Annotated in this window: 17 protein-coding genes and 1 tRNA gene; 5 read left to right on the forward strand and 13 right to left on the reverse strand. The window is 41.1% G+C overall.

Going from position 1 to position 20,251, the window contains the following annotated elements; all coding sequences use genetic code 11:
* Window positions 1–20: 20 nt before the first annotated feature.
* Complete coding sequence (locus H6G79_RS04490; RefSeq protein ID WP_190590709.1) at window positions 21–788, reverse strand: Uma2 family endonuclease; 768 nt, start codon at window positions 786–788, stop codon at window positions 21–23.
* A 253-nt stretch (window positions 789–1,041) separates the two neighbouring features.
* On the opposite strand from H6G79_RS04490, the gene H6G79_RS04495 reads away from it, so the two are divergent.
* The gene (locus H6G79_RS04495) at window positions 1,042–1,416 is read left to right on the forward strand and encodes a DUF4870 domain-containing protein (RefSeq protein ID WP_190590710.1); all 375 of its coding nucleotides are present in this window, start codon (window positions 1,042–1,044) and stop codon (window positions 1,414–1,416) included.
* A 269-nt stretch (window positions 1,417–1,685) separates the two neighbouring features.
* On the opposite strand, the gene H6G79_RS04500 is transcribed toward H6G79_RS04495, so the two are convergent.
* Together H6G79_RS04500 and H6G79_RS04505 are read right to left on the reverse strand one after the other, a co-directional pair.
* Entirely contained in the window at window positions 1,686–2,459 is a 774-nt protein-coding gene (locus H6G79_RS04500; protein WP_190590711.1) for an SDR family oxidoreductase, read from the reverse strand.
* A gap of 190 nt (window positions 2,460–2,649) precedes the next feature.
* Window positions 2,650–3,459: a nuclear transport factor 2 family protein gene (locus H6G79_RS04505; RefSeq protein ID WP_190590712.1), complete on the reverse strand. Its 810-nt coding sequence runs from the start codon at window positions 3,457–3,459 to the stop codon at window positions 2,650–2,652.
* An 84-nt stretch (window positions 3,460–3,543) separates the two neighbouring features.
* On the opposite strand from H6G79_RS04505, the gene murG reads away from it, so the two are divergent.
* On the forward strand, window positions 3,544–4,614 hold the full coding sequence (murG, locus tag H6G79_RS04510; RefSeq protein ID WP_190590713.1) for an undecaprenyldiphospho-muramoylpentapeptide beta-N-acetylglucosaminyltransferase: 1,071 nt from the start codon (window positions 3,544–3,546) through the stop codon (window positions 4,612–4,614).
* Window positions 4,615–4,682: 68 nt separating this feature from the next.
* On the opposite strand, the gene H6G79_RS04515 is transcribed toward murG, so the two are convergent.
* Both H6G79_RS04515 and H6G79_RS04520 read right to left on the reverse strand, forming a co-directional pair.
* Complete coding sequence (locus H6G79_RS04515) at window positions 4,683–5,303, reverse strand: hypothetical protein (protein ID WP_190590714.1); 621 nt, start codon at window positions 5,301–5,303, stop codon at window positions 4,683–4,685.
* 431 nt (window positions 5,304–5,734) lie between these two features.
* Window positions 5,735–8,149 (reverse strand): GH116 family glycosyl hydrolase, encoded by a 2,415-nt coding sequence (locus H6G79_RS04520; RefSeq protein WP_190590715.1) that lies wholly within the window; start codon window positions 8,147–8,149, stop codon window positions 5,735–5,737.
* A 642-nt stretch (window positions 8,150–8,791) separates the two neighbouring features.
* Between H6G79_RS04520 and modA the strand changes: the two genes are divergently transcribed.
* The gene (gene modA, locus H6G79_RS04525; RefSeq protein ID WP_190590716.1) at window positions 8,792–9,610 is read left to right on the forward strand and encodes a molybdate ABC transporter substrate-binding protein; all 819 of its coding nucleotides are present in this window, start codon (window positions 8,792–8,794) and stop codon (window positions 9,608–9,610) included.
* Here the strand turns inward: modA and H6G79_RS04530 are convergent.
* On the reverse strand, window positions 9,564–9,734 hold the full coding sequence (locus H6G79_RS04530; RefSeq protein ID WP_190590717.1) for a hypothetical protein: 171 nt from the start codon (window positions 9,732–9,734) through the stop codon (window positions 9,564–9,566). The two genes, modA and H6G79_RS04530, sit on opposite strands and share 47 nt — an antisense overlap.
* 237 nt (window positions 9,735–9,971) lie before the next feature.
* On the opposite strand from H6G79_RS04530, the gene modB reads away from it, so the two are divergent.
* Together modB and H6G79_RS04540 are read left to right on the forward strand one after the other, a co-directional pair.
* Window positions 9,972–11,783 carry a molybdate ABC transporter permease subunit gene (gene modB, locus H6G79_RS04535; RefSeq protein WP_190590718.1) on the forward strand — a complete coding sequence of 604 codons (1,812 nt, stop codon included), beginning with the start codon at window positions 9,972–9,974 and terminating at the stop codon, window positions 11,781–11,783.
* A gap of 835 nt (window positions 11,784–12,618) precedes the next feature.
* Complete coding sequence (locus tag H6G79_RS04540; RefSeq protein ID WP_242048199.1) at window positions 12,619–13,332, forward strand: PadR family transcriptional regulator; 714 nt, start codon at window positions 12,619–12,621, stop codon at window positions 13,330–13,332.
* A gap of 15 nt (window positions 13,333–13,347) precedes the next feature.
* On the opposite strand, the gene H6G79_RS04545 is transcribed toward H6G79_RS04540, so the two are convergent.
* The 7 genes from H6G79_RS04545 to H6G79_RS04575 all read right to left on the reverse strand — a co-directional run bounded on the left by H6G79_RS04545 (window position 13,348) and on the right by H6G79_RS04575 (window position 20,186).
* Window positions 13,348–15,165, reverse strand: coding sequence for an ABC transporter ATP-binding protein (locus tag H6G79_RS04545; protein ID WP_190590044.1), 1,818 nt, complete (start codon window positions 15,163–15,165; stop codon window positions 13,348–13,350).
* A 33-nt stretch (window positions 15,166–15,198) separates the two neighbouring features.
* Window positions 15,199–16,092 carry a serine kinase gene (locus H6G79_RS04550; RefSeq protein ID WP_190590043.1) on the reverse strand — a complete coding sequence of 298 codons (894 nt, stop codon included), beginning with the start codon at window positions 16,090–16,092 and terminating at the stop codon, window positions 15,199–15,201.
* A 265-nt stretch (window positions 16,093–16,357) separates the two neighbouring features.
* The gene (locus H6G79_RS04555) at window positions 16,358–16,534 is read right to left on the reverse strand and encodes a lasso peptide (RefSeq protein ID WP_190590042.1); all 177 of its coding nucleotides are present in this window, start codon (window positions 16,532–16,534) and stop codon (window positions 16,358–16,360) included.
* Between the two features lie 67 nt (window positions 16,535–16,601).
* Window positions 16,602–18,656: a lasso peptide isopeptide bond-forming cyclase gene (locus H6G79_RS04560; RefSeq protein ID WP_190590041.1), complete on the reverse strand. Its 2,055-nt coding sequence runs from the start codon at window positions 18,654–18,656 to the stop codon at window positions 16,602–16,604.
* Window positions 18,657–18,659: 3 nt separating this feature from the next.
* Window positions 18,660–19,091, reverse strand: a complete 432-nt coding sequence (locus H6G79_RS04565) for a lasso peptide biosynthesis B2 protein (RefSeq protein ID WP_190590040.1) — start codon at window positions 19,089–19,091, stop codon at window positions 18,660–18,662.
* A complete protein-coding gene (locus H6G79_RS04570) occupies window positions 19,075–19,380 on the reverse strand; it encodes a lasso peptide biosynthesis PqqD family chaperone (protein WP_190590039.1) in 306 nt (101 codons plus the stop codon). Before H6G79_RS04570 ends, H6G79_RS04565 begins: the two co-directional genes overlap by 17 nt.
* A gap of 732 nt (window positions 19,381–20,112) precedes the next feature.
* Window positions 20,113–20,186 (reverse strand) — tRNA-Pro (locus H6G79_RS04575).
* Window positions 20,187–20,251: the final 65 nt, after the last annotated feature.

Below are 20,251 nucleotides of genomic sequence, written 5' to 3' on the forward strand. Positions count from 1 at the left end.
AGTGCATGATTTAACATTCATCAGTCTAAATCAGGTTCAACGCCAAGCGATCGCAATTGTGCAATTAATCTTTCTGTTTTTTGTCGTTCCTGTTCGGCGCGTTGTCTTTCGTATTGTACTTGTTGACTTTCTTGTTCAGTCGGAGTCAATACCCAATTGCCTCGATGATCATACCAACGTAACCAAGGCTGTTCAGCACTTTGATAGCAACCTTGCCATATAGCCAAGCCTAATTCTAATTCTGGTATCCAAAAGCGTGGTTCTGTTAAAGCTACTTCAGTATAATGACCACCATTTAATTTAAAGATTTTTAACTCATATTTGTAGCGATCGAAAATTGCGTAATAAGGAATTCGCAAAACTTGTTCATAAACTTGCCATTTTGTAGGCGGTTGTTCTATGTCTCGCAAGGTTTGACCTAAATCTTCTTTTTCTGTACCAGGAGACAGCAATTCAATCACAATAAAGGGGTTTACTCCCTCTTGCCAAACCACATAACTTAAACGCAAATCTCTTTGTTCGTAAAGCCGCGAACCACCCACAACTGCAAACCAATCTGGTCGCTTGTACCACAGTGGATGATGCAAATCGTAATATAAGTTTAAGTCACTAGCGGTAAATACTTGGTCGCTGGGGTAATTTGGCGGACGAAATGTTTCGTCTAACAAGCGTGGTTGTAATAAATGAAACTGATCTGGCAAACCAGGTTCCTCTGGATCTTCACTTTTGAGATCATACATCGTGGGTAAGAATTCTTTGGGAGGGCGGGGTGGGTCAGTTTGATACATAGTCAATCAGTCCTGGGATTGAGACGCTTGAGTTTATTATTCAACTTATTTCAGTTATGGATAAATTAACGAAAGAAACTTTTAACCTCAAGGTACGGTAAACACCATTATTCATAATTTAATAAGTAGTAGCAAAGTTAATCAATAGTTAAGAAATAGTCGATAACTTACTGAGTACGGTAAACTACCATACAATGCTTAACAAATAGCCTTTAGAATAAAAGACAAGAAACAAATTGAGGAGCCTTGCAGGATGCAAGTTTCATACGATTCTGATAAGCGCAAGTTGCTATCATCTCTGTGTCATGGGGCGATTTTTTTTAGTACGGCGTTGTTTTCAGTTGGTGTGCCGATTGTTATTAACATTATCTCGGATGACCCAGTTGTTAAAAGTAACGCTAAGGAATCAATTAATTTTCACTTCAATGTTTGGTTTTGGGCAACTGTAGTTGGTGTACCCATTGCTGTTTTATCTTGGCTGACTTTTGGTATTGGTGGAATTTTGTTTTTTCCCGTTGTCGCTTTTGGCTTTTTATTACACTGGGGATTAACAATTGTTGCACTTTTACACTGTTTCAGTAATCCTGATGAGCCTTTCCGTTATCCGTTTATTTTCCGAGTTTTCTAATTGTTATGGGTGTAGATAAAGTTAGTTATAGAAAGGGATGAATAAATCATCCCTTTTTTATTAGACAATGTTAGGAATATTATTCACAAGTGGTACATAAGAATTTAGGACTTACGCAGTAAGACGAAATATTAAGGGTGTAGGGGTATAGGGGTGTATGTATCTAAAACTCTTACACCCCATACCCTTTCACCCCTATACCCAACCTCCACAGACAATCTTGGTGCGTAAGTCCTATCTAATAATTGTTTACGTATATTAAGACAGTACTAATTATGACGATGAACGAGAGTGGCGCTGGCTTGATTTACTGGCATAAGGATGACTTCGTTAATGTTAACGTGGGGCGATCGCGTGGTGCAGAAAAATATCACATCAGCAATATCATCAGCCGTTAAGGGATTTACGCCTTGATAAACTCGCTTGGCGCGTTCTGTGTCGCCATGAAACCGCACTTCACTAAATTCTGTTTCTACCATCCCAGGATCAACAGAAGTGACGCGGACTGGAGTACCTAACAAGTCTTGTTTTAAACCTTCGGAAATGGCTTTAACAGCAGCTTTTGTTGCACAGTAAACATTACCACCAGGGTAAGTTTGATGTCCGGCGATGGAACCAAGATTGACGATATGACCACGACCACGGCTGACCATTCCGGGAACGACGTAGCGGGTGAGGTAAAGCAAACCTTTGATATTGGTATCAATCATTTCTTCCCAGTCTTGAAAGTCGCCTTCGTGCAACTTATCTAAACTGCGACTCAAACCGGCATTGTTGATGAGAATATCTATATTCGACCATTCAGCAGGCAGATTATTGATTGCTGATTCTACCGCAGGGCGATCGCGCACATCTAGCTGTAATAAATGAGTGGCTGTACCAAATTCTTGATTTAAACTGTCTGCTAACTGCTGCAAACGTTCTAGCCGTCGCGCCGCTAAAATCAACTTTGCACCAGCACCTGCAAAAACTTTGGCACAAGCAGTACCAATTCCACTGCTTGCGCCAGTAATTAACACAATTTGATTTTGTAGGGAAATCATTGTTAGTCAATAGTCAATAGTCCAGTGTTAATTGTCCAATAATTCTGAACTATTGACCAAGGTGAAGATGAAAGGAGTTGGTGGTTCGACTGCGCTCACCAACAGGAGGATCTACAAACCGCGCAGGCGGTCATTGCGATTGCCGAAATACGGGGTTTGTTTGTATAGTATGTGCTTCAAATCTCCGACTTCATTTCACTACTCTTAAACGCTGACTTACCATTGTGATTCCTTCACCGCGAACAACCACGGCGGAAACCCATTGATTACCGGGTGTAGCAGGTGCGCGTCCAACCTTAAAAATGCCGCCGGATGTGAGTAATTGCAAATCTAAAGGTGCGGGGTTGAGATATTTTTCGATTTTGACTGGTTCTTCCGTGGCTGCTCCTAGCAGAAAATCTTCTCCCAATGGTTCTTTCACAATGGCATCAAAACTATACTGCTGCCCAACTTTTACCTGCTGGGGTAATTTAACATCAAGTTGGGGTGGCTGATTACCTCTAGTAATCAGAGTCCGTTCGCCTAAGATGTCTTGACTGACAATTTTGCCGCCTGCAATTCTTTGACGGGATGTAATTGTGGCATTTAACGCCAAATTATTAGCGTTAGTGGATGGGGCGCTAGAAATGTTAGTAACAGTTTCGGCAATAATGGCATTACCTTCTGATTTCCAAGATTGCAGCTTTGTGGTGTAGCGTAATTGGGGGTATTGTTTCCAAAGAGTCACCAGGGCTTTTTCCAAGTTTGTACGGTTTAAGCCATCTCCATTGGTAAAATTGGGACTATAGAATTGAAGTACGGCTTGAGCATTGCCTTTACTAGCGGCTGTATCAATTTGCGTTAGTAAATTATTTAGTTCTGCTGGTGCAGCTTGGGGAGTAGCGGCTTGCACACTGTGTAAACTGCTAGTTAAACCAAGTGTGAGTAGCGATAATAACAGCCAACTTGGAGTTAAAAATCGGGGTTGGCGTTTGCGGAATATAGGAATAATGTTAGTCATTGGTAACAGTTTACTGATTTTATTCATGAAGGTCGGGAAATTGTTTTATCTTAGTTAAGCTAGGCGCTAAACGGTAGAGGTTTGATGACAAACGCACCGATAAGATTACTCATAGCTGCCAGTGGGACTGGTGGACATTTGTTTCCGGCGATCGCACTGGCAGAAAAACTGCCAAACTATGAAATTGAATGGTTGGGTGTGCCGAATCGACTAGAAACGCAACTTGTTCCCAAACAGTATCCCTTGAATATTATTGAAGTTGAAGGGTTCCAGCAAGGGTTCGGACTTGCATCTCTAAAGATTTTGGGTAAACTCACTGGTTCGATTATAGAAGTTCGACGAATTCTCAAACAGGGGAAATTTCAAGGGGTGTTTACTACAGGCGGTTATATTGCGGGGCCTGCGGTAATTGCGGCGCGTTCTTTGGGTTTACCTGTAGTTTTTCACGAATCTAACGCTTTACCAGGAAAAGTAACAAGGTTTTTTGGCCCTTGGTGCGATGCAATGGCGCTGGGGTTTGAAGCGGCTGCTAAGTATTTACCCAAAGCGAAAAATGTTTGTGTTGGTACACCAGTGCGATCGCAATTTTTAGCAGCAGCAGTTCCCCCGCTCGATTTAAATATTCCTGAGAATGCACCGTTAATTGTGGTTTTTGGGGGTAGTCAAGGCGCAGTGGCTGTAAATAAATTCGTCCGTCAAGCGGCGAGTGCTTGGTTAGATACTGGTGCTTATATTGTGCATTTAACAGGCGATCGCGATCCCGATGCCGGGATTTTTAAACATTCGCAATATATAGAGTTACCCTTTTATGACAATATGGCGGCGCTGTTGCGACGTGCAACTTTAGCAATTAGTCGTTCTGGTGCTGGTAGCTTAACAGAATTAGCCGTGTGTGGTACACCTGCAATTTTGATCCCTTACCCCTTTGCGGCGGAAGATCATCAATCTTACAACGCCGAGGTATTTACTAAAGCTGGCGCAGCAATTACAGATAAACAATCAGAGTTAACCGCCGAAAAATTGCAAACTCAAGTTTTAGAGTTATTGCAAAATCCCGCCGAGTTAACCAAAATGAGGGAAAATGCCAAAGCGATCGCAGTTCCTGATAGTGCGGATAAATTGGCTTCTCTGTTGCGAGAAGTGCTGGAAACTTAAATAATTCAGCAAAGCAAATCTTATCTAGAGACACGAGATTTCGTGTCTTCTTTTGTTTTATATTGTTGTTATTCTACAACAGGTGTACCCAGCAACCCTAGTAATATCTTGAACAATATTTCTAGTTGATCTGGTACTATGTAAAAATTCAAATCCTCATAAATTAACTTCTCTTGCTGCTCTAGAAAACCAAATTTCCAGATATTACCAATTGTTACCGCACCATAAATCTTGGTTGATTCCGACTCATTAATTTTTGCCAATGCTATCAACTCTACAGCTAGTTGAGTAAAACCCCTAGTCAAGTCAGCGTTTTTAGCTTCCACCACTAACAATTCTTTGCTGTTTTTGATGTAATAATCTAATGTGCCTTTTAAATATTCACCGGCATTCACCGGATACTCAATGTTCAGCTTAGTTTGATAATAATCGCACACCTCGAATAATATCGGAGCGATCGCCGCTTGTTTTCTAGCATCCTCTGTCAACAAACTAGTCAGCCGTAGATTTCTGTTGATAGTTGTATTTAACTGCTCAAAGCTACTGGGAAGATTCTCGACAACAGGTAAGTCTAATTTTTGACTAGTATAATTGTAGTCAAGCTCTTTTAATATATCTTCTACTGGAAAGGACATTTGGAAGTAATTACTAAAAGTGTAACTTTGTCCTGGTTGTAATATTTTAGTCATATTTCAACTTCTCAATATGTTGATTTTAACCAAGTCAAGATTTCACTAATGTAGAGACGTTATATACATCACTTTTGAAGTAAGTGAGATACAGCATGAGTATTAAGTAATGAGTAATGAGTAATATAGCCTTTCCTAGTCTGCTGAGGTACAAATTTATCTGCGTCCATCTGCGTTTAATTAGGGCTTGCTTGTACTTCACTAGAATAAGAAACGCTATAAGTAAATTTATGACTCATTACTCATTACTCATTACTTTTAGGACTTACGCAAAAACACTCTCGAATCCTATTAACTTCGTGTCCTTTGCGCCCTTTGCGGTTCCTTTTTTCATGATTCTGCGTAATTCCTGACTTTTTTCAATCATTTTTTGTACCTCATAAACATCGAATTTGCTGTATAAAGTCTCTACATTGATGTTCACCAGATGTCTATTTACTCATCACTAAATAAATACCCCAAATTGCCATTGCACGAAGATAAGTACTAGCGCGGAAAGTCCCGGCGGCGGTAATGGCTTCTGGGGTGCGGAATTGCAAGCCGTTGTTGTAAATTTGCTGCACAACAGCTTGTGTGACTCGTAAAGCTTCATCCTGCATTCCCATCTGCACGAGAAAAGCCGCTAGTCCAAAATTGATTCCTGTCCACACTTCTAAAGGATGGGTGGCTTTGGGGTTTTCTGGGGAACCATCGGGAAGTACACCATTCGCCGCACCAAATTCACCATTTTGGAATTTCAAGAAACAAGCATCATAAACAGTCTTCAGGGCAGAAAGGGCGCGATCGCTCGGTACAATATCTGGTAACTCTAATAATCTGGCATAAAATTGTCCACATAATTGATCTGCCATCACCACAGCAGAACCACTGCCACTATCTAACCGATAATATTGTCCATTCCACAACTTTTCCTCATAGATAGGACGAGATTGCGCTAACCAACCCTCATAAATAAACTTTTGCTTCTCTTTCTCCGCGCCCTCTGCGCCTTGGCGGTTCGTTATTAAAATATCACTAATTGCGATCGCTGCTTCCAAAGCCGCCAACCACAACCCGCCACAATAAGCACTCACGCCCTGTAACCGCCAATCATCAAAAGTTTGGTCTGGTGCGCCAGAATTTTCTGGAATACCATCGCCATCTTTGTCGAAAGTTTTCAGATAATCGAGAGTTTGGACAATTGCATCCCAACAATCTGCCAAAAACTCTACATCATCAGCACCAGTCAGCAAATAATCGCGGTAAACTTGCAAAACAAAATCAGAGCTTAAATCTTTCCACAAATTACAGTCTTGATAACAGGTGTAATTCGTCTTCTCCCAAACATGTTCATTAGGTGCGCCTAAATCGTGGGGTGTTGCACCTGCAACTTTACGGGTGGCAGTTGTCGTATCTGCACCAATGGTATAGTAATAGCCAATAATCCTCTGATGGTCATCACTTTGAGGAATTGCCCTAGCAAAAGCCCGCATCACCGACTTTTCTAATTCGGGGAACAGCAACAGCAAGCCAAAGGAACCATACAACCGCACATCTAAACTTTCATACCAACGGTAATCTAAACATTCCAGCACGGCAAATTGGCCGATAGGGTCGAGTTCTGAAGCTGCACTCCAGAGAGTACCACCACTAGTTAAGTCGTATAATTCGTTAAATAACGCCATTTTGAACCAATCTGGCAAATCTTCGCGGTTGAGAATTGGTGCTTGCCAACTTTGAATTTGCGATCGCCATGTTTGATAATTGTCTAAAGCAGTAGTCGCAATTTCCCAAGCATGATTGCCATTTTTACCAAAGAAATCTGTATATCTGCGGTAATAATTCACTCCCGCCGCAAATTCCGTCACTGGTAAATCCCAAGCCAACACAAAAGGAATTTCTAAAGTTTCTCCTGGTTGGAGAGTAAAGCGAACTGCGATCGCACTTCCTAACTGTTGATTTTCTACCGCCGGATTGGTATCTAGATAGTTAGGCAAAGAACCATCACTAGCAAAGCTTTGCCATACCTCCTCACCTGTACCTCCAGGATGCCATTTACTGTGGTGAAAAACTTCCACTTGCGGATGTTTCACCGTTGCAATACACCAACTCCCGTCACCTTCCTGCACAGGTTCCGTAATTCCAACCCTTCCGAAAACACAACCAAAGTATTGCGAATTTTCCACTAATTGATTGTAATTGCCCTGACTTTCGCCCCAGCGCGGCTGATATTCATAAACTGGGCTACCATCATCGCGTATCTTGACTTCCGGCGACTTCAACGCATTAGTAAACCAGCCCGCCATATTTTCCCAAGTCAACATAATGCTGAGAGTAATTGGTACATTGCTGGGGTTATGCGCCTTCCACAAAAACACCGCCACCGGATAGCTAGTTTCTTGATAATTATCTGCCCAAATCGGCGAAAACTGCTCACAAGTTAATTCTGCTTGAAAGACATTTTCATACACAAACCAACTGCGTGGGTATAAAGCATGATAAGTCCCGGTGGAAGTTGACTCACTACTCGCTGGGTACCATTGCCAAGTCTGGAGACTACCATCTTCCGGTGATTGAGTCGATAAAGCATAAACTTGAGAAGTTGTGCCATTGGACTCAAACACACTGAATTGACAAGACGGCACATTTTTAAAGATATGTTCACCGCCATCGATGTGCCACAGGTTAAAATCTCCCCTCGACGAACGCCCAATGCAGCCTGCACCAAAACCACCCAAAGGCATTCCATGCCAAGGGCCATCGTCAAGATTACTGGCATAGCGGACGGTATAAGGTTTATCCCAACCTAACCCGATGGGACGGTTCCAAGTACAAGAAGGAATTTCGTGGGAGTTTTGATTTGTCATCGCCTGATGTCACAGCGTGCAGTTACGCTTAGGAAGCTTAACGCGATGTGTAATTTTTCTCAAGTTTTTTCTGTAAGTAAAAATGACTTCCTTTAGAGAGATGAACTGTCAAGCTAATATTTCTACATTAATCACGGATGTCTGCTTAAGCACTAGGACATTTTAAGGCTTAACAAAACGTTAAGCCTTTTTCTTGAAAATGAATAACGCAGTGAGATGAAAAATCAAGGGTTTAGGGGTTTGAGGGTGTCAGGGTGTAGGTGTGAAAAACTTTTACAGCCCATACCTGATATTGTTATGCAAAAATTCAATTCAAAATATGCAATTATTACATGAATGCGGATGCAATAAACCCTGATAAGTGCGATTCTCTTTTATGTAGGAATAGGTTGATGCTGATAGAGATAGATACCCCTGGTAAACACCGGGGGCTTTTTATTTGCAACCTAGCTATAGTAAAGTTTTGAGCCGCTAGATCCCAGAAGTCGGGAATCTGAACAGATGTAATCATTCAGAGTAATAGGTTAAGATTTGGAACTCTTCGTTACAGAAATTCCAGATTTTCGTGTATTTAAATAATTTACTGTTACTTACCAACTTTTCTCGTGTTAGGTTGGTAATTAGATGAATTAAAAACTGGCAATGAGTTTTAAACGCATTTTAGCTTTTAGTTGTTGGTTATTCTTCGCTTGTCTATTAGTTATTGGTTGTAATCAAGCAAATACACCCAACTCAGCCACAACTACTAGTCCAAAAGCCCAAACCACCACTTTAACTATTTCAGCCGCAGCTAGTCTCAAAGATGCACTTGAAGCCATCAAACCAATTTACAATCAGGCAAAACCAAGCGTGAACCTAACCTATAACTTTGGTTCATCGGGTGCTTTACAGCAGCAAATTGAACAAGGTGCAAAAGTTGATGTTTTTATCTCCGCCGCAAATAAACAAATAGATGCACTGGATAAAAAGGGTTTGTTAGTTGATGGTACTAAGAAGGATTTACTAAAAAATCAACTAGTATTAATTGCCCCACAAAACTCGACAAATATATCAGATTTTAAAGATTTAACTTCAAATCAAATTAAGAAAGTTGCTTTGGGTGAACCAAAAAGTGTCCCTGCGGGACAATATGCTCAACAAGTTTTGACTTCGTTAAAAATTGCTGACAAACTTAAAGGTAAGGTTGTTTACGCTAAAGATGTACGCCAAGCTTTAAATTATGTAGAATCCGGTAATGTTGATGCTGGGTTAGTTTATTTTTCCGATGCAAAAAGTAGTTCAAAAGTTAAAGTGGTAACTACTGCACCTGAAAATAGTCATTCTCCTATAGTTTATCCCATTGCAGTGATTAAAAGTAGTAAAAACATTGATGCTGCTAAAGAATTTGAGCAGTTTTTATCTAGTAATAATGAAGCTAAAAATGTATTTGAAAATCAGGGTTTTGTGTGGGCTGGAGGTTGATTTTAGAGGTTGGTTCGACTTCGCTCACCAATCTTGGTTCGATGGCGATAACTAACCGTTGTTCGACTTCGCTCACTAACCATTGTTCGACTTCGCTCACTAACCATTGTTCGACTTCGCTCATCAACAAGATGCAATATTTGGAATACATCAAATAAGAAAATATTGTGTGCTATAGGACTCATATTTGATTTATGAAAAAAATCAGTACACCCAGATCAGCCGTCTTTCCTACTCCCTACTCCCTACTCCCCATTCCCTATTTCCTGCTTACACAACTAGATTCAGGAATCAAACCGTATCCCTATATTTTTTGTCATTATCTCTTGGGAAAAGTTGAAAATATTTGATTATATAAACTATGCCACAGGATTTATCACCGCTTTGGATATCGCTAAAAACTGCATTATTGGCAACATTTATCACTTTTTTTGTGGGCATTGCGGCGGCTTATTGGATGCTCAGTTATCGTGGTAAGGCTAAATCTTTAATTGAGAGTATTTTTGTTGCGCCGCTAATTTTACCACCCACAGTTGTCGGCTTTTTATTGCTGTTATTTTTTGGCAAGAATGGGCCTGTGGGGAAATTCATGGAACCTTTTGATTTCACGATTGTTTTTACTTGGTATGGTGCAGCGATCGCAGCGACGGTGGTTGCTTTTCCATTAATGTATAAAACAGCCCTGGGAGCTTTTGAACAAATTGATGGTAATCTGCTGCGGGTGGCGAGAACCCTGGGTGCAAGTGAATCGAGAATTTTTTGGCGAATTAGTTTACCTTTAGCCTTACCGGGAATTTTAGCCGCGACAACCTTGGCTTTTGCCCGTGCTTTGGGTGAATTCGGCGCAACCTTAATGTTGGCGGGGAATATTCCTGGACAAACCCAAACGATTCCAATGGCAATTTATTTTGCTGTGGAAGCAGGCGCAATGGATGAAGCTTGGTTTTGGGCGATCGCAATTATGGTAATTTCCCTGTCGGGGATTATTGCGGTAAATTTTTGGCAAGAAGTCAAAGAAAAGGGAAGACACAAGGAAACAGGAACAAGAAAATCAGAAAGACGAGTGGCTCAATCTTATGTTGTGTCTGCGCCAACTTCCGAAATCGGTCTGTTTGTAGACATTGAAAAAAAATTACCCAGTTTTCATTTGCAAGTTTCCTTTAGTACCAACGAACAACCACTAGGCTTGTTGGGTGGTTCCGGCGCAGGTAAAAGTATGATTCTGCGTTGCATTGCAGGAATTGAAACCCCAACTAGAGGGCGGATAATTTTGAATGGTAGGGTGTTATTTGATTCTGAAAAAGGCGTTAATGTACCTAGCCGCGATCGCCGCATTGGTTTTTTAGTCCAAAATTATGCTCTGTTCCCGAATATGACAGTGGCGGAAAACATCGCTTTTGGCTTACCCAAGGGATTATCTGCGTCAAGTGTCCGACTGCAAATCGAAGCACAACTAGTAGCAATGCAGTTACCTGGATTGGGCGATCGCTATCCCCATCAACTTTCCGGTGGTCAACAACAACGGGTCGCCTTAGCCAGAGCCTTAGCCAGTCAACCAGAAGCATTACTTCTCGATGAGCCATTTTCCGCCCTCGATACTCATCTGCGGAGTCAACTAGAACAACAGATGACCGAAACTCTAGCCGATTACCAAGGTGTAGCTTTATTTGTCACCCATAACATGGATGAAGCTTACCGCGTTTGTCCAAATTTATTAGTCTTGGAACAAGGTCAAGCAGTACATCACGGTTCCAAATATGAAATTTTCGAGCATCCTGCTAGTGTGAGCGTAGCTAAATTAACTGGCTGTAAAAACTTTTCTCGTGCTGCTGTTCAAGGAACACAAACAATCCAAGCCCTAGATTGGGGTTGTCATTTGCAAGTTGTTCAACCAATTCCTGATGAACTCTCTCACATCGGGATTCGCGCTCATCAACTTATCTTTTCCGCAGATGAATCTCCCGTTAATACCTTTCCCTGTTGGTTAGTGCGAACCAGCGAAACACCCCATAGGATGACATTATTTTTAAAACTACACACCGCCCCTAATAATCTGCAAGACTATCACCTACAAGCAGAGGTCTTCAAAGAGAAATGGGTGAATATCAAAGACAAACCTTTCCCTTGGTACGTGTGTTTAGACCCTCTGCGTTTGATGTTGATGGAAAATTAGTACAACAAGGCAAAAGTAAAAAGGTGAGCCATTGCGGTGGACGGGTTTCCCGGCATAAAGGAGACAGTGCCGTGGTGAAGCAGTCCGGTCTTGGGGGTTTCCCCCAGGAGGAACTGCTGAAAGGGTCTCCCGACTTGAGGCAACTGTCGTCAAATGGTGAACCCGAAGGGCAAAAAGAAAAAGAAAGAATATTGATACCACAAGCCTTTTAGCAATTCCTTATGGTCACTGAGTTTCGGCTTCGCGGTAATCGAGCGAAGCGATGCACTGAGCTTGTCGTTCGCGTAGCGTCTCCGGTAGGAGAAGAGAAGTGTCGAGATTCAACTACCGCGTGGTCGAAGTGTGGTCTGTTTATTTAAGCCCAATACGGTTCAGGTAAGAAAAATAAATTACAACAAAACCAGTAAATGATAACTCAAAAAAAACAGCCAAATGATTTTGGAGGGGGTTTGGGGGACGCAACCGTCCCCCAATCGGGGGCTTGGGGAGCCACTGCGTTGGGCGGCTTTGCCGACTTGAAGCATGTGGCGTGGAGAATCCCCCAAATCTTTCTCATTGTTTAATAGGTAGAGCAGAACCGTATTGTATTTAAGCCGACCTGTACTAGTCTTTTTGTGAGTGCTGAGTAAAGAGTAAAGGTGTAAGTGTTCCAAACCCTTACACCCCCATACCCTCACACCCAATCTCAACAAACAACCTTGCGCGTAAGTCCTATATCTATGCTTTAACTGCTGTGTTGAAAATTATTTGTTGACAATTCCGATATATCGGAATATATTTTATTTAACGATAACGATATATCGTGATACGTCAAACAAACACAAGGAGTTACATAATGTTTAGACCATTTCATTCACGTTTTCCTGTACCAGCCCACGCTGGAGAAGGATTTTCCCAGCAATTTTCGGGCGGTGGACGACGTGGACACAGAGATTTATTGGGAGATGAACCACGCACCCGGCGCGGTGACATCAAATTGAAACTGCTGGGACTTTTATCGGAGCATCACCAGCATAAATTTGCCCATCAATTTGCTATGAGTGGACGACATGGACATGGACACCGGGGTTCATTTGGTGGTGACTGGGGAGATGAGCCACGCACCCGGCGCGGTGACATCAAATTTATGCTGCTGGCGCTTTTATCGGAGCGTCCCCAGCATGGTTATGAACTGATTAAAGAGCTAGAAAATCGTCGTGGAGGCTTTCGTAAGCTGAGTCCAGGCTCAGTTTATCCAACACTACAAATGTTGGAAGAAGGCGGTTATTTGACTAGTGAACAAGTCGAAGGTAAGCGCATCTACACAATTACAGATAATGGTAGACAGTTACTAAGCGATCGCCAACAGCAATCTCCTTCAAAAAATCCTTATGACAGTTTTGCAGAAAACAAGCCTTCGGAATTGATTGAGTTGCGCCAAACTTTAATAGAGTTACATGATGTCGTCGCACAAATTGGTCGCAGTGGCAATTTAGAACAAGCAAACCGAGTCAAGGAATTGCTTGTTCAGGTAAAGCGTGATATTTATAAATTCCTCGCTGAACAGTAGCCTATTTTGCTGATGTTAACGATATTGCTTGGCTTGAGTTTCATATAAGTAGGCGTAGCGATTACCCATTTGTATCAGTTCGTTATGAGTCCCACTTTCAATAATTGTGCCGTTTTCCATCACATAAATGCGATCGGCCATTTTGACAGTAGACAAGCGATGACTAATTAAAATCGCCGCCTGATTTTGGATAAGTTGACGGAATTTTTCAAACACTTCATATTCCGCTTTCGCGTCCATTGCACTGGTAGGTTCATCTAAAACGATCAACTGGGAATCTCGTAAAAATGCCCGCGCTAAAGCGATTTTTTGCCATTGACCAACACTTAATTCTTCTCCTTGGTCAAATAGTTTACCCAAAATTGTGTCATAACCTTTGGGTAATTTGCTAATGACATTATCCGCACCAGAACGACGCGCCGCCGCTATAATACTCTCTCTATTAGCTGGCAAGTCAATATTAGCTAACCAAATATTTTCTTGTGCGGTAAAGTTGTATTTAGCATAGTCTTGAAAAATCACGCTGATGTCACGGCGTAATTCAGAGATTTGATAATCTTTAATATCAACACCATCAATTGTGATGCAGCCAGAGGATGGATCGTACAAACGACACAGCAATTTAATTAAAGTCGTTTTTCCCGAACCATTCTCACCTACCAGTGCGACTATTTCTCCTGGTTTAATACTCAAATTAATATTATGGAGTGCCTGACGAGTGGTAGTAGAATATTGAAAACTCACATCATGAAACACAATCCCAGTCTGCATTGGTCGCGGTATTGGTTTGGGATTTACTGGGTCAGCTAATCTTGGTTGGAGGTCAAGAAATTCGTAGAGATTACCTAAAAATAAATTATCTTCGTAGAGTGCTGAAACGTTAGCTAATAAACTTTTAATATCGTTCTGCCCTCGTTGGAGTGCTTGGTAATAAAGCACTAAATCACCCAAACGCAGCACACCATTGATCGCTTGATAGATAATTAAAGCATAAATCGCAAATATGAGAACCCCGGCGATCGCTTCGGCGAAAAAGTTAGCAATAAAGCGCCTAGTGAAAATTTTCAGGCTTTCTTTATAGATTTGTCTGCGGATGCGAAGATACCAATCACTAAAGTAGTGACCTAAATCAAATAAGCGAATTTCTTTCGCAAATTGGTCTGATGTCAACATCCAAGCTAAATAAAAACCTTGGCGTTGCATTGGTGTCCATTTTCGCTGCCAATCATACATAATGCGGCTATATTTAATCCGCACTAACATAGCAGGCAAAGCAGCTACAAATAAAACCCCCAGAATTCCCCAATGGAGTGTTAGTAGCAACCCAATCATTGCTACTAAGGAAATACTATTTTGACCAATTTGTGCTAGACGATTGAGAATTTGCGGTGGTCGATAAGGTGCTTCTTGTTGCGCTCTTTGTAAGGTATCGTAATATAAAGCATTTTCGTAATACTCTAAATCAGCCGCAATCGATTTAGCATTAATAATTCCTTGCATATAGTCAGTTACCCGTTGAGAATGGGCAGTGGTGACTAGTTCTGTTAAGGAGTTAGCCAAGGTTGTTAATAAAGTAATTCCACCCGCCAGCGCAATTAATACTAAGACATTCCGAAATGCTAATGTTTTATCTGCTAGGCTCAAGTTAGCAGCGACCGTATCAATAATCAGTTTTGAAAGATAAATTGAGACTACAGGTAAGATACCTTGAATTATTAGTAAAACGACACGGGCGATCGTCCAACGGGGGCTACTTTGCCATACTAAGCGCAATGCCGGCAAAAGTCGCAGAGTATTTTGCAGTCTATCTCGAATTTTTTTGCCTAGTTGCATATTTAAAATGGCGATCGCACTAAATTTAATTTCTTAAACTTTGATTGTAACTGGAGACAAGTTTCTTTCAGCCAAATCATTTTCCACTAGCTTCACCAACTCCGGTAGTGCAGCTAAAGAACGTTGCCGTTGTAAACTACAAATCGGCACTTGTTGAACTACACTCAGACATTGCTGGAAATGTGCTTTGAGAAATTCTGGTGCTGTCAAGGCTTGCATTTCCCTAGAATGTCGCACTAATTCACCAAAGCTTTGTTTTGGTTCTAAAGGAACGATTTCTGGTTGGGTTCCGCCAGCTAACACATAAATCTTCTTCAGGGGTACAGATTTCTGAAAGAAACCATCTTGCAGTCGATGAACCCGCTTGATGGTTTGGGAATTTAGTAAAGGTAAACTATCTGGAACATGACCAAAAGAAGTCGCCGCATCAGGCCACAGCTTAATTTGAGGAAAACCCGGAATGACTAGTGGCTGTTGTTCACCAACTTGAATGGCCAAAACATCATCTGTCAAAATGCTGTAGCCGTGAGCGTGAAAACATTCCGCCAGAGTTGACTTGCCAAAACCAGAGTCAGCCATAAAGGCAACTGCACTACCATTGATGACTACACTACTAGCATGAAGTACAAGCAAGCCTCTCTGTCGGAGCAAGACGCAAATAATCGCACCCAACAGAAAAGTCCGTGTTAATGCTTCATCAACACCAGGATCGGGATCAAGGACAATTTCTTTTCCATCTTTCAGCAACACCATCCCGAATTGGGCAATTCTCGCTAACAGGTAGTTACCACCATCACTAAAGTTTTGTTGTTGATCATTTAACTTACCAAAACGGATGACTACATCTGCTGGTTTGTCACTGGGGATGAGTTCAGGTAAGGGTAATTCCGAGTGAATGCCTAAGTTGTATGCTGTGTAAACGTACATCTAAAATATTGCTGGATAACGAGTGAATTTTTATTTACGCAAAACTCAGTTTTACTATCACTTTTGAATTGACAAAGCTCTGACAATCTGTAATAAAGGAAGCCATCAGGAAATAGCGTTCCTGATGTTTCCAAACATCTCATTTAGATTTTGCAGTAATCCTAAAACTAACTTACTTTTTTAGGATTACCTTCTTTCTTAGCTCTAGATTGGATTTAAGGATAATAGTATCCGTGATGCTATTACACCTATAACCTTGCTAAAGCTATGGTCTGGGTGCGGGAGTAACTACACCATCTCTAGAACCCTCGAAGCCGACAGCAGGAAAAGTTTCATTTCCTATGATGAAATTATCTTGTGCGCCTCTTCTCCCAAAAGCATTGGTAATATTCTGTACGCTACCGTAGTTTGTCAGTTGAGGCGCTTCGTAAGCTTTTTTCATTGTTAAGTCTCCTGTTGTTTTGTTGGTTTTTGACTGGACTAGATATTGGCTTTGAAATTTAACCAAATCAGTCTAGGTAGGAGCAGGCTGAGACTGCACTGCCCCTAGTCCGACTTATGGTTTTTTGAGTATGATTTAGCCACAGAGAAAGTGTTAGCACGTTCCAAACTGGCATTAATGAATCATCGTTTATCTCCTTTGTTGTCGATATCAGGTTGTTGTAGAATCTGTAGAGCAAGTTGGTATCCACAAATTCTTGAATATTACTGACATCATTAGTAATCACTTCATCTAGCAATGCGCGATCAAGATGTAATAAACCGCGCTGGAAGTTTGGTGTCATATCTGTTTTGCCACCACGCCACTGCACTTCTTGGGGAAGAATACCATCTAAGGCTCTCCGCATAATAAAGCGAGACCATCCTTGATAAAGTTTTTGATCTGGTGGTAAAGACAGGCAAAATTCAATCAAGCGTTTATCCATAAAGGGATGACGCGACTCTAGAGAAAATGCTGCCGCACATAAATCTCCCAGTTCTAGTACTGTGGTAAATAGGGCAGAATTTAGGGTACGCCACTGTTCTTCTCTCACTGTGACGGCTTGTTCCTGAGATGGTGTTTGCGGATTTATCCCCACTTGTTTGGCGAATTGCGGGTTGATTAAAGAAGTGACTTGGGGTTGATTTTGCTTTTTACCCCGGAGCGATCGCCAAATCTTTAAGATATACTCAGGAACTAAGGGTTTAATTCCATATCTAACAAGCAATCTCCGCCGCGACACTCGAAAATGCTGTCCAATTTGCCAAACAGTTTGCAAAAAGGTGAAATATTTTCTCTGTTTGACTAATTCTTGTAAGTAGGTAATGGCATATTGATAAAAAAGGGCGGCTAATGAAGTATTAAAGTGTTGTGATACGGCTTGAGCTTCTTGGATAAATTTCTGCCATTTTCCTTGACGTGCTAATTCGGCAAAGTATGTCACGCCATGAGATACGGTTGTATCACCATCAAAACCATCTAAAGAAATCCGAATCCCTGCTTGTTGGGAGGCACGATTTAATTCCCACACCAGAAAATGGCTAGGCCCAATAAAGGGTTCTTCTATATATTGATAGTATTTCTGCCATTCTGATAAGGGGCCTGATTGATCAGCGTGGACGTAATGGGGGACAAATCCGCCTTGGTTTAATACAGGGTTAATGTATTGGCGTTCATCGCATTCTGGAACTTCTTCAAAGATGTTGGAGAAGGTGTGCAGCTTGATACCTTTAGTTTGTAAGATATCCCTAGCTACACAAGCAATTGAGGAAGAATCTAAACCACCACTCAAATGACAGCCAACAGGAAATGCACTGCGTAAACGACAACGCACTGCCTCGATAAATATCTCTCGGAAAGCGGCGGCATATTCAGCATCGGAGTTGAGTTTTAACTCTTCACCAATTTCTAAAGCCCAGTAAGCGCGAGTTCTTAATTTACCTGTGGAACTCACTGTCATTGTGTGCGCCGGAGGTAATCGATGTATATGTTTGTAGGATGTAATTGATTTATCTTCTGTGAATGGGTGTAGGTGATTGGCGATCGCAATTTCATTCACCTTTTTCGGCACTTCCGGTAAACACAACAGCGCCTTCATTTCCGAAGCAAAGTAAAATTTCTTACCTGGTTGATAGCAGTAATATAAGGGTTTGATGCCAAAATGATCTCTCGCACAGAATAATTTCTGTTGATTTTGATCCCAGATCACAAATGCAAAGTCACCAAGCAATTTGGTTGGGCATTGTTCACCCCATTTTTCGTAAGCTGCTAGTACTAACTGGCTATCTGTGATTTTTTCTGGTGGACAGTGATTAATCGATAAGGCAGAGATTAGTTCATCACGGTTATCTATGCGTAAATCGGCTGTAATGACTAAATTAGCGGTGTGATCAACAAAAGGTAGTTTTTCTAACAGTGATTCTGGTGTTGTCCACAGCATCCGATGACCCAAGCCAACTGCACCAGCACACCAGATATCTGCACCATCCGGCCCCCGATGAGCGATCGCATCTACCATCAAGACCAGCTTTTTCTGTTCAATTGCCTGATTATCTAGATTGTAAATGCCAACTATACCGCTCATGATTTATATCCTTGCCAAAGACGGTAATGGAGTAAAGCGCGAGAGATCAGGAAGATAGCCAATGACAACATACCCTTGAGTTTCAATCCAAGCATGAGCTTCTAAATTGCCAGCTTCACTTTTAACAACTCCGATTCGCAATTCTGGTTTGTAACCATAACGAGTCATTAATACTTGGCAAGTTAAAGCCCGCGCTAGGCACTTGGCTCCACCTGGTGTGTAGCGCGTGCTAACATTTATCGCCCAAACAATTTTGTGCAGAGAAATTGGTTCTAGCTGGAAATTTGGTTTACTGATTTTGTTGATCAGTTTTCTTAACTTATTAAACGATAGTAACCACATTCCCAGCCGCACTAACCCCAGCAAAACGAACGTCCTCAATAAAAATTGGCGATCGCTATTGCTGAGTTGCCATAATTTAAGCAGCCGCTTCATTGTTTATTTCTATCAATCCTTGATCTGCTAAATCTTCTAGCAAAGCGGATATATCACGTTTGCAGACATCCGCATCTACTTCGTATTCCGCTAGGATGGCATCTTCAATTTCTTGGACAGTTTTTGGTGATTGGATGAAGTTCCATATACTTGCTCCTACTTGATTCAAACCATAGTACGCACCAGATTTAATATCAAGAATTACCACCTCTCCTTGCAAGTCTGAACAGATTTGCTCTCTAGAGGCTACTACACTTAAGTTTTCTGATGAACTTAGTTTTGTTGGCATCTTTATAGTATAATCACTGATTTTCAACTGTTCACACTAAAAACAATTTATATCACCCTTGTGGAAATTACTGTTACGTAAGCTTGATATCTTCATCCTTTGTTTTAAAACTCGCTAACTTTATAAAGCAATTGTGAAGTAATATAAATAATCAATTAATCTGACTGTCAACAATTAATTACTCTCATCATTGATCACTACAAAATTGAGGTAGTAATTAAAGTAATCAATCCATCAATTATTAATTAGGTAATTGGAATTAATGATACAGTTATTTGCTGCACAAATAATTAATATCTTGTTCGAGTAATCTTGGAACAATAACTACAACTCGGAAAATAGGCAAACATATACTCAGCAAGGATTAAGCAATCAGGAGTCACAAGCAATATCTTGAGCTTATCGTAGGATCAAAACGTAAAAGTAAGTCAGGATGATTTATCTATTGATTGATAATAAGTGGCATCAGCTTACCTAAATTTTGGCTCCTGAGTTCCTAATGTACTTGCAATTTTTATCTATTAATAAAAATGTTGCAAATTGATTTGTCTTAAGTCAATATATCTTTGGAATGATATTGCATGCAAGTTGAATTGAAAGTATCTTGATTTCAATTGGTATAACAACAAGATAATTCAGCCTTGTAGACTAAATAACTCACAAAAAGTTCCCTGAAAAAGAAACAAGTTTTTCTATCTACTTACAGTAATGATTTCAGCTTAAAACTTTAAATCGGGATGACTGGATTCGAACCAGCGGCCCCTTCGTCCCGAACGAAGTGCGCTACCAAGCTGCGCTACATCCCGCCAAAAAAAGGCAATATCTTGATTATGATATCATAAATGTCCGAAAAAAGAGAGTAGGTAGAGCA

The sequence above is a fragment of the Anabaena sp. FACHB-83 genome (genome assembly GCF_014697485.1).
Lineage (GTDB): Bacteria > Cyanobacteriota > Cyanobacteriia > Cyanobacteriales > Nostocaceae > Nostoc_B.

Excerpts from the sequence above, each read along its gene's own strand:
- H6G79_RS04505 (WP_190590712.1), bottom strand. The coding sequence starts at position 3,459 with ATGACTAACATTATTCCTATATTCCGCAAACGCCAACCCCGATTTTTA.
- H6G79_RS04515 (WP_190590714.1), bottom strand. The coding sequence starts at position 5,303 with ATGACTAAAATATTACAACCAGGACAAAGTTACACTTTTAGTAATTAC.
- H6G79_RS04490 (WP_190590709.1), bottom strand. The coding sequence starts at position 788 with ATGTATCAAACTGACCCACCCCGCCCTCCCAAAGAATTCTTACCCACG.
- murG (WP_190590713.1), top strand. The coding sequence starts at position 3,544 with ATGACAAACGCACCGATAAGATTACTCATAGCTGCCAGTGGGACTGGT.
- H6G79_RS04550 (WP_190590043.1), bottom strand. The coding sequence starts at position 16,092 with ATGTACGTTTACACAGCATACAACTTAGGCATTCACTCGGAATTACCC.
- H6G79_RS04500 (WP_190590711.1), bottom strand. The coding sequence starts at position 2,459 with ATGATTTCCCTACAAAATCAAATTGTGTTAATTACTGGCGCAAGCAGT.
- H6G79_RS04520 (WP_190590715.1), bottom strand. The coding sequence starts at position 8,149 with ATGACAAATCAAAACTCCCACGAAATTCCTTCTTGTACTTGGAACCGT.
- H6G79_RS04570 (WP_190590039.1), bottom strand. The coding sequence starts at position 19,380 with ATGCCAACAAAACTAAGTTCATCAGAAAACTTAAGTGTAGTAGCCTCT.
- H6G79_RS04565 (WP_190590040.1), bottom strand. The coding sequence starts at position 19,091 with ATGAAGCGGCTGCTTAAATTATGGCAACTCAGCAATAGCGATCGCCAA.
- H6G79_RS04545 (WP_190590044.1), bottom strand. The coding sequence starts at position 15,165 with ATGCAACTAGGCAAAAAAATTCGAGATAGACTGCAAAATACTCTGCGA.
- modA (WP_190590716.1), top strand. The coding sequence starts at position 8,792 with ATGAGTTTTAAACGCATTTTAGCTTTTAGTTGTTGGTTATTCTTCGCT.
- H6G79_RS04495 (WP_190590710.1), top strand. The coding sequence starts at position 1,042 with ATGCAAGTTTCATACGATTCTGATAAGCGCAAGTTGCTATCATCTCTG.
- H6G79_RS04555 (WP_190590042.1), bottom strand. The coding sequence starts at position 16,534 with ATGAAAAAAGCTTACGAAGCGCCTCAACTGACAAACTACGGTAGCGTA.
- H6G79_RS04530 (WP_190590717.1), bottom strand. The coding sequence starts at position 9,734 with ATGAGCGAAGTCGAACAATGGTTAGTGAGCGAAGTCGAACAATGGTTA.
- H6G79_RS04540 (WP_242048199.1), top strand. The coding sequence starts at position 12,619 with ATGTTTAGACCATTTCATTCACGTTTTCCTGTACCAGCCCACGCTGGA.
- H6G79_RS04560 (WP_190590041.1), bottom strand. The coding sequence starts at position 18,656 with ATGAGCGGTATAGTTGGCATTTACAATCTAGATAATCAGGCAATTGAA.
- modB (WP_190590718.1), top strand. The coding sequence starts at position 9,972 with ATGCCACAGGATTTATCACCGCTTTGGATATCGCTAAAAACTGCATTA.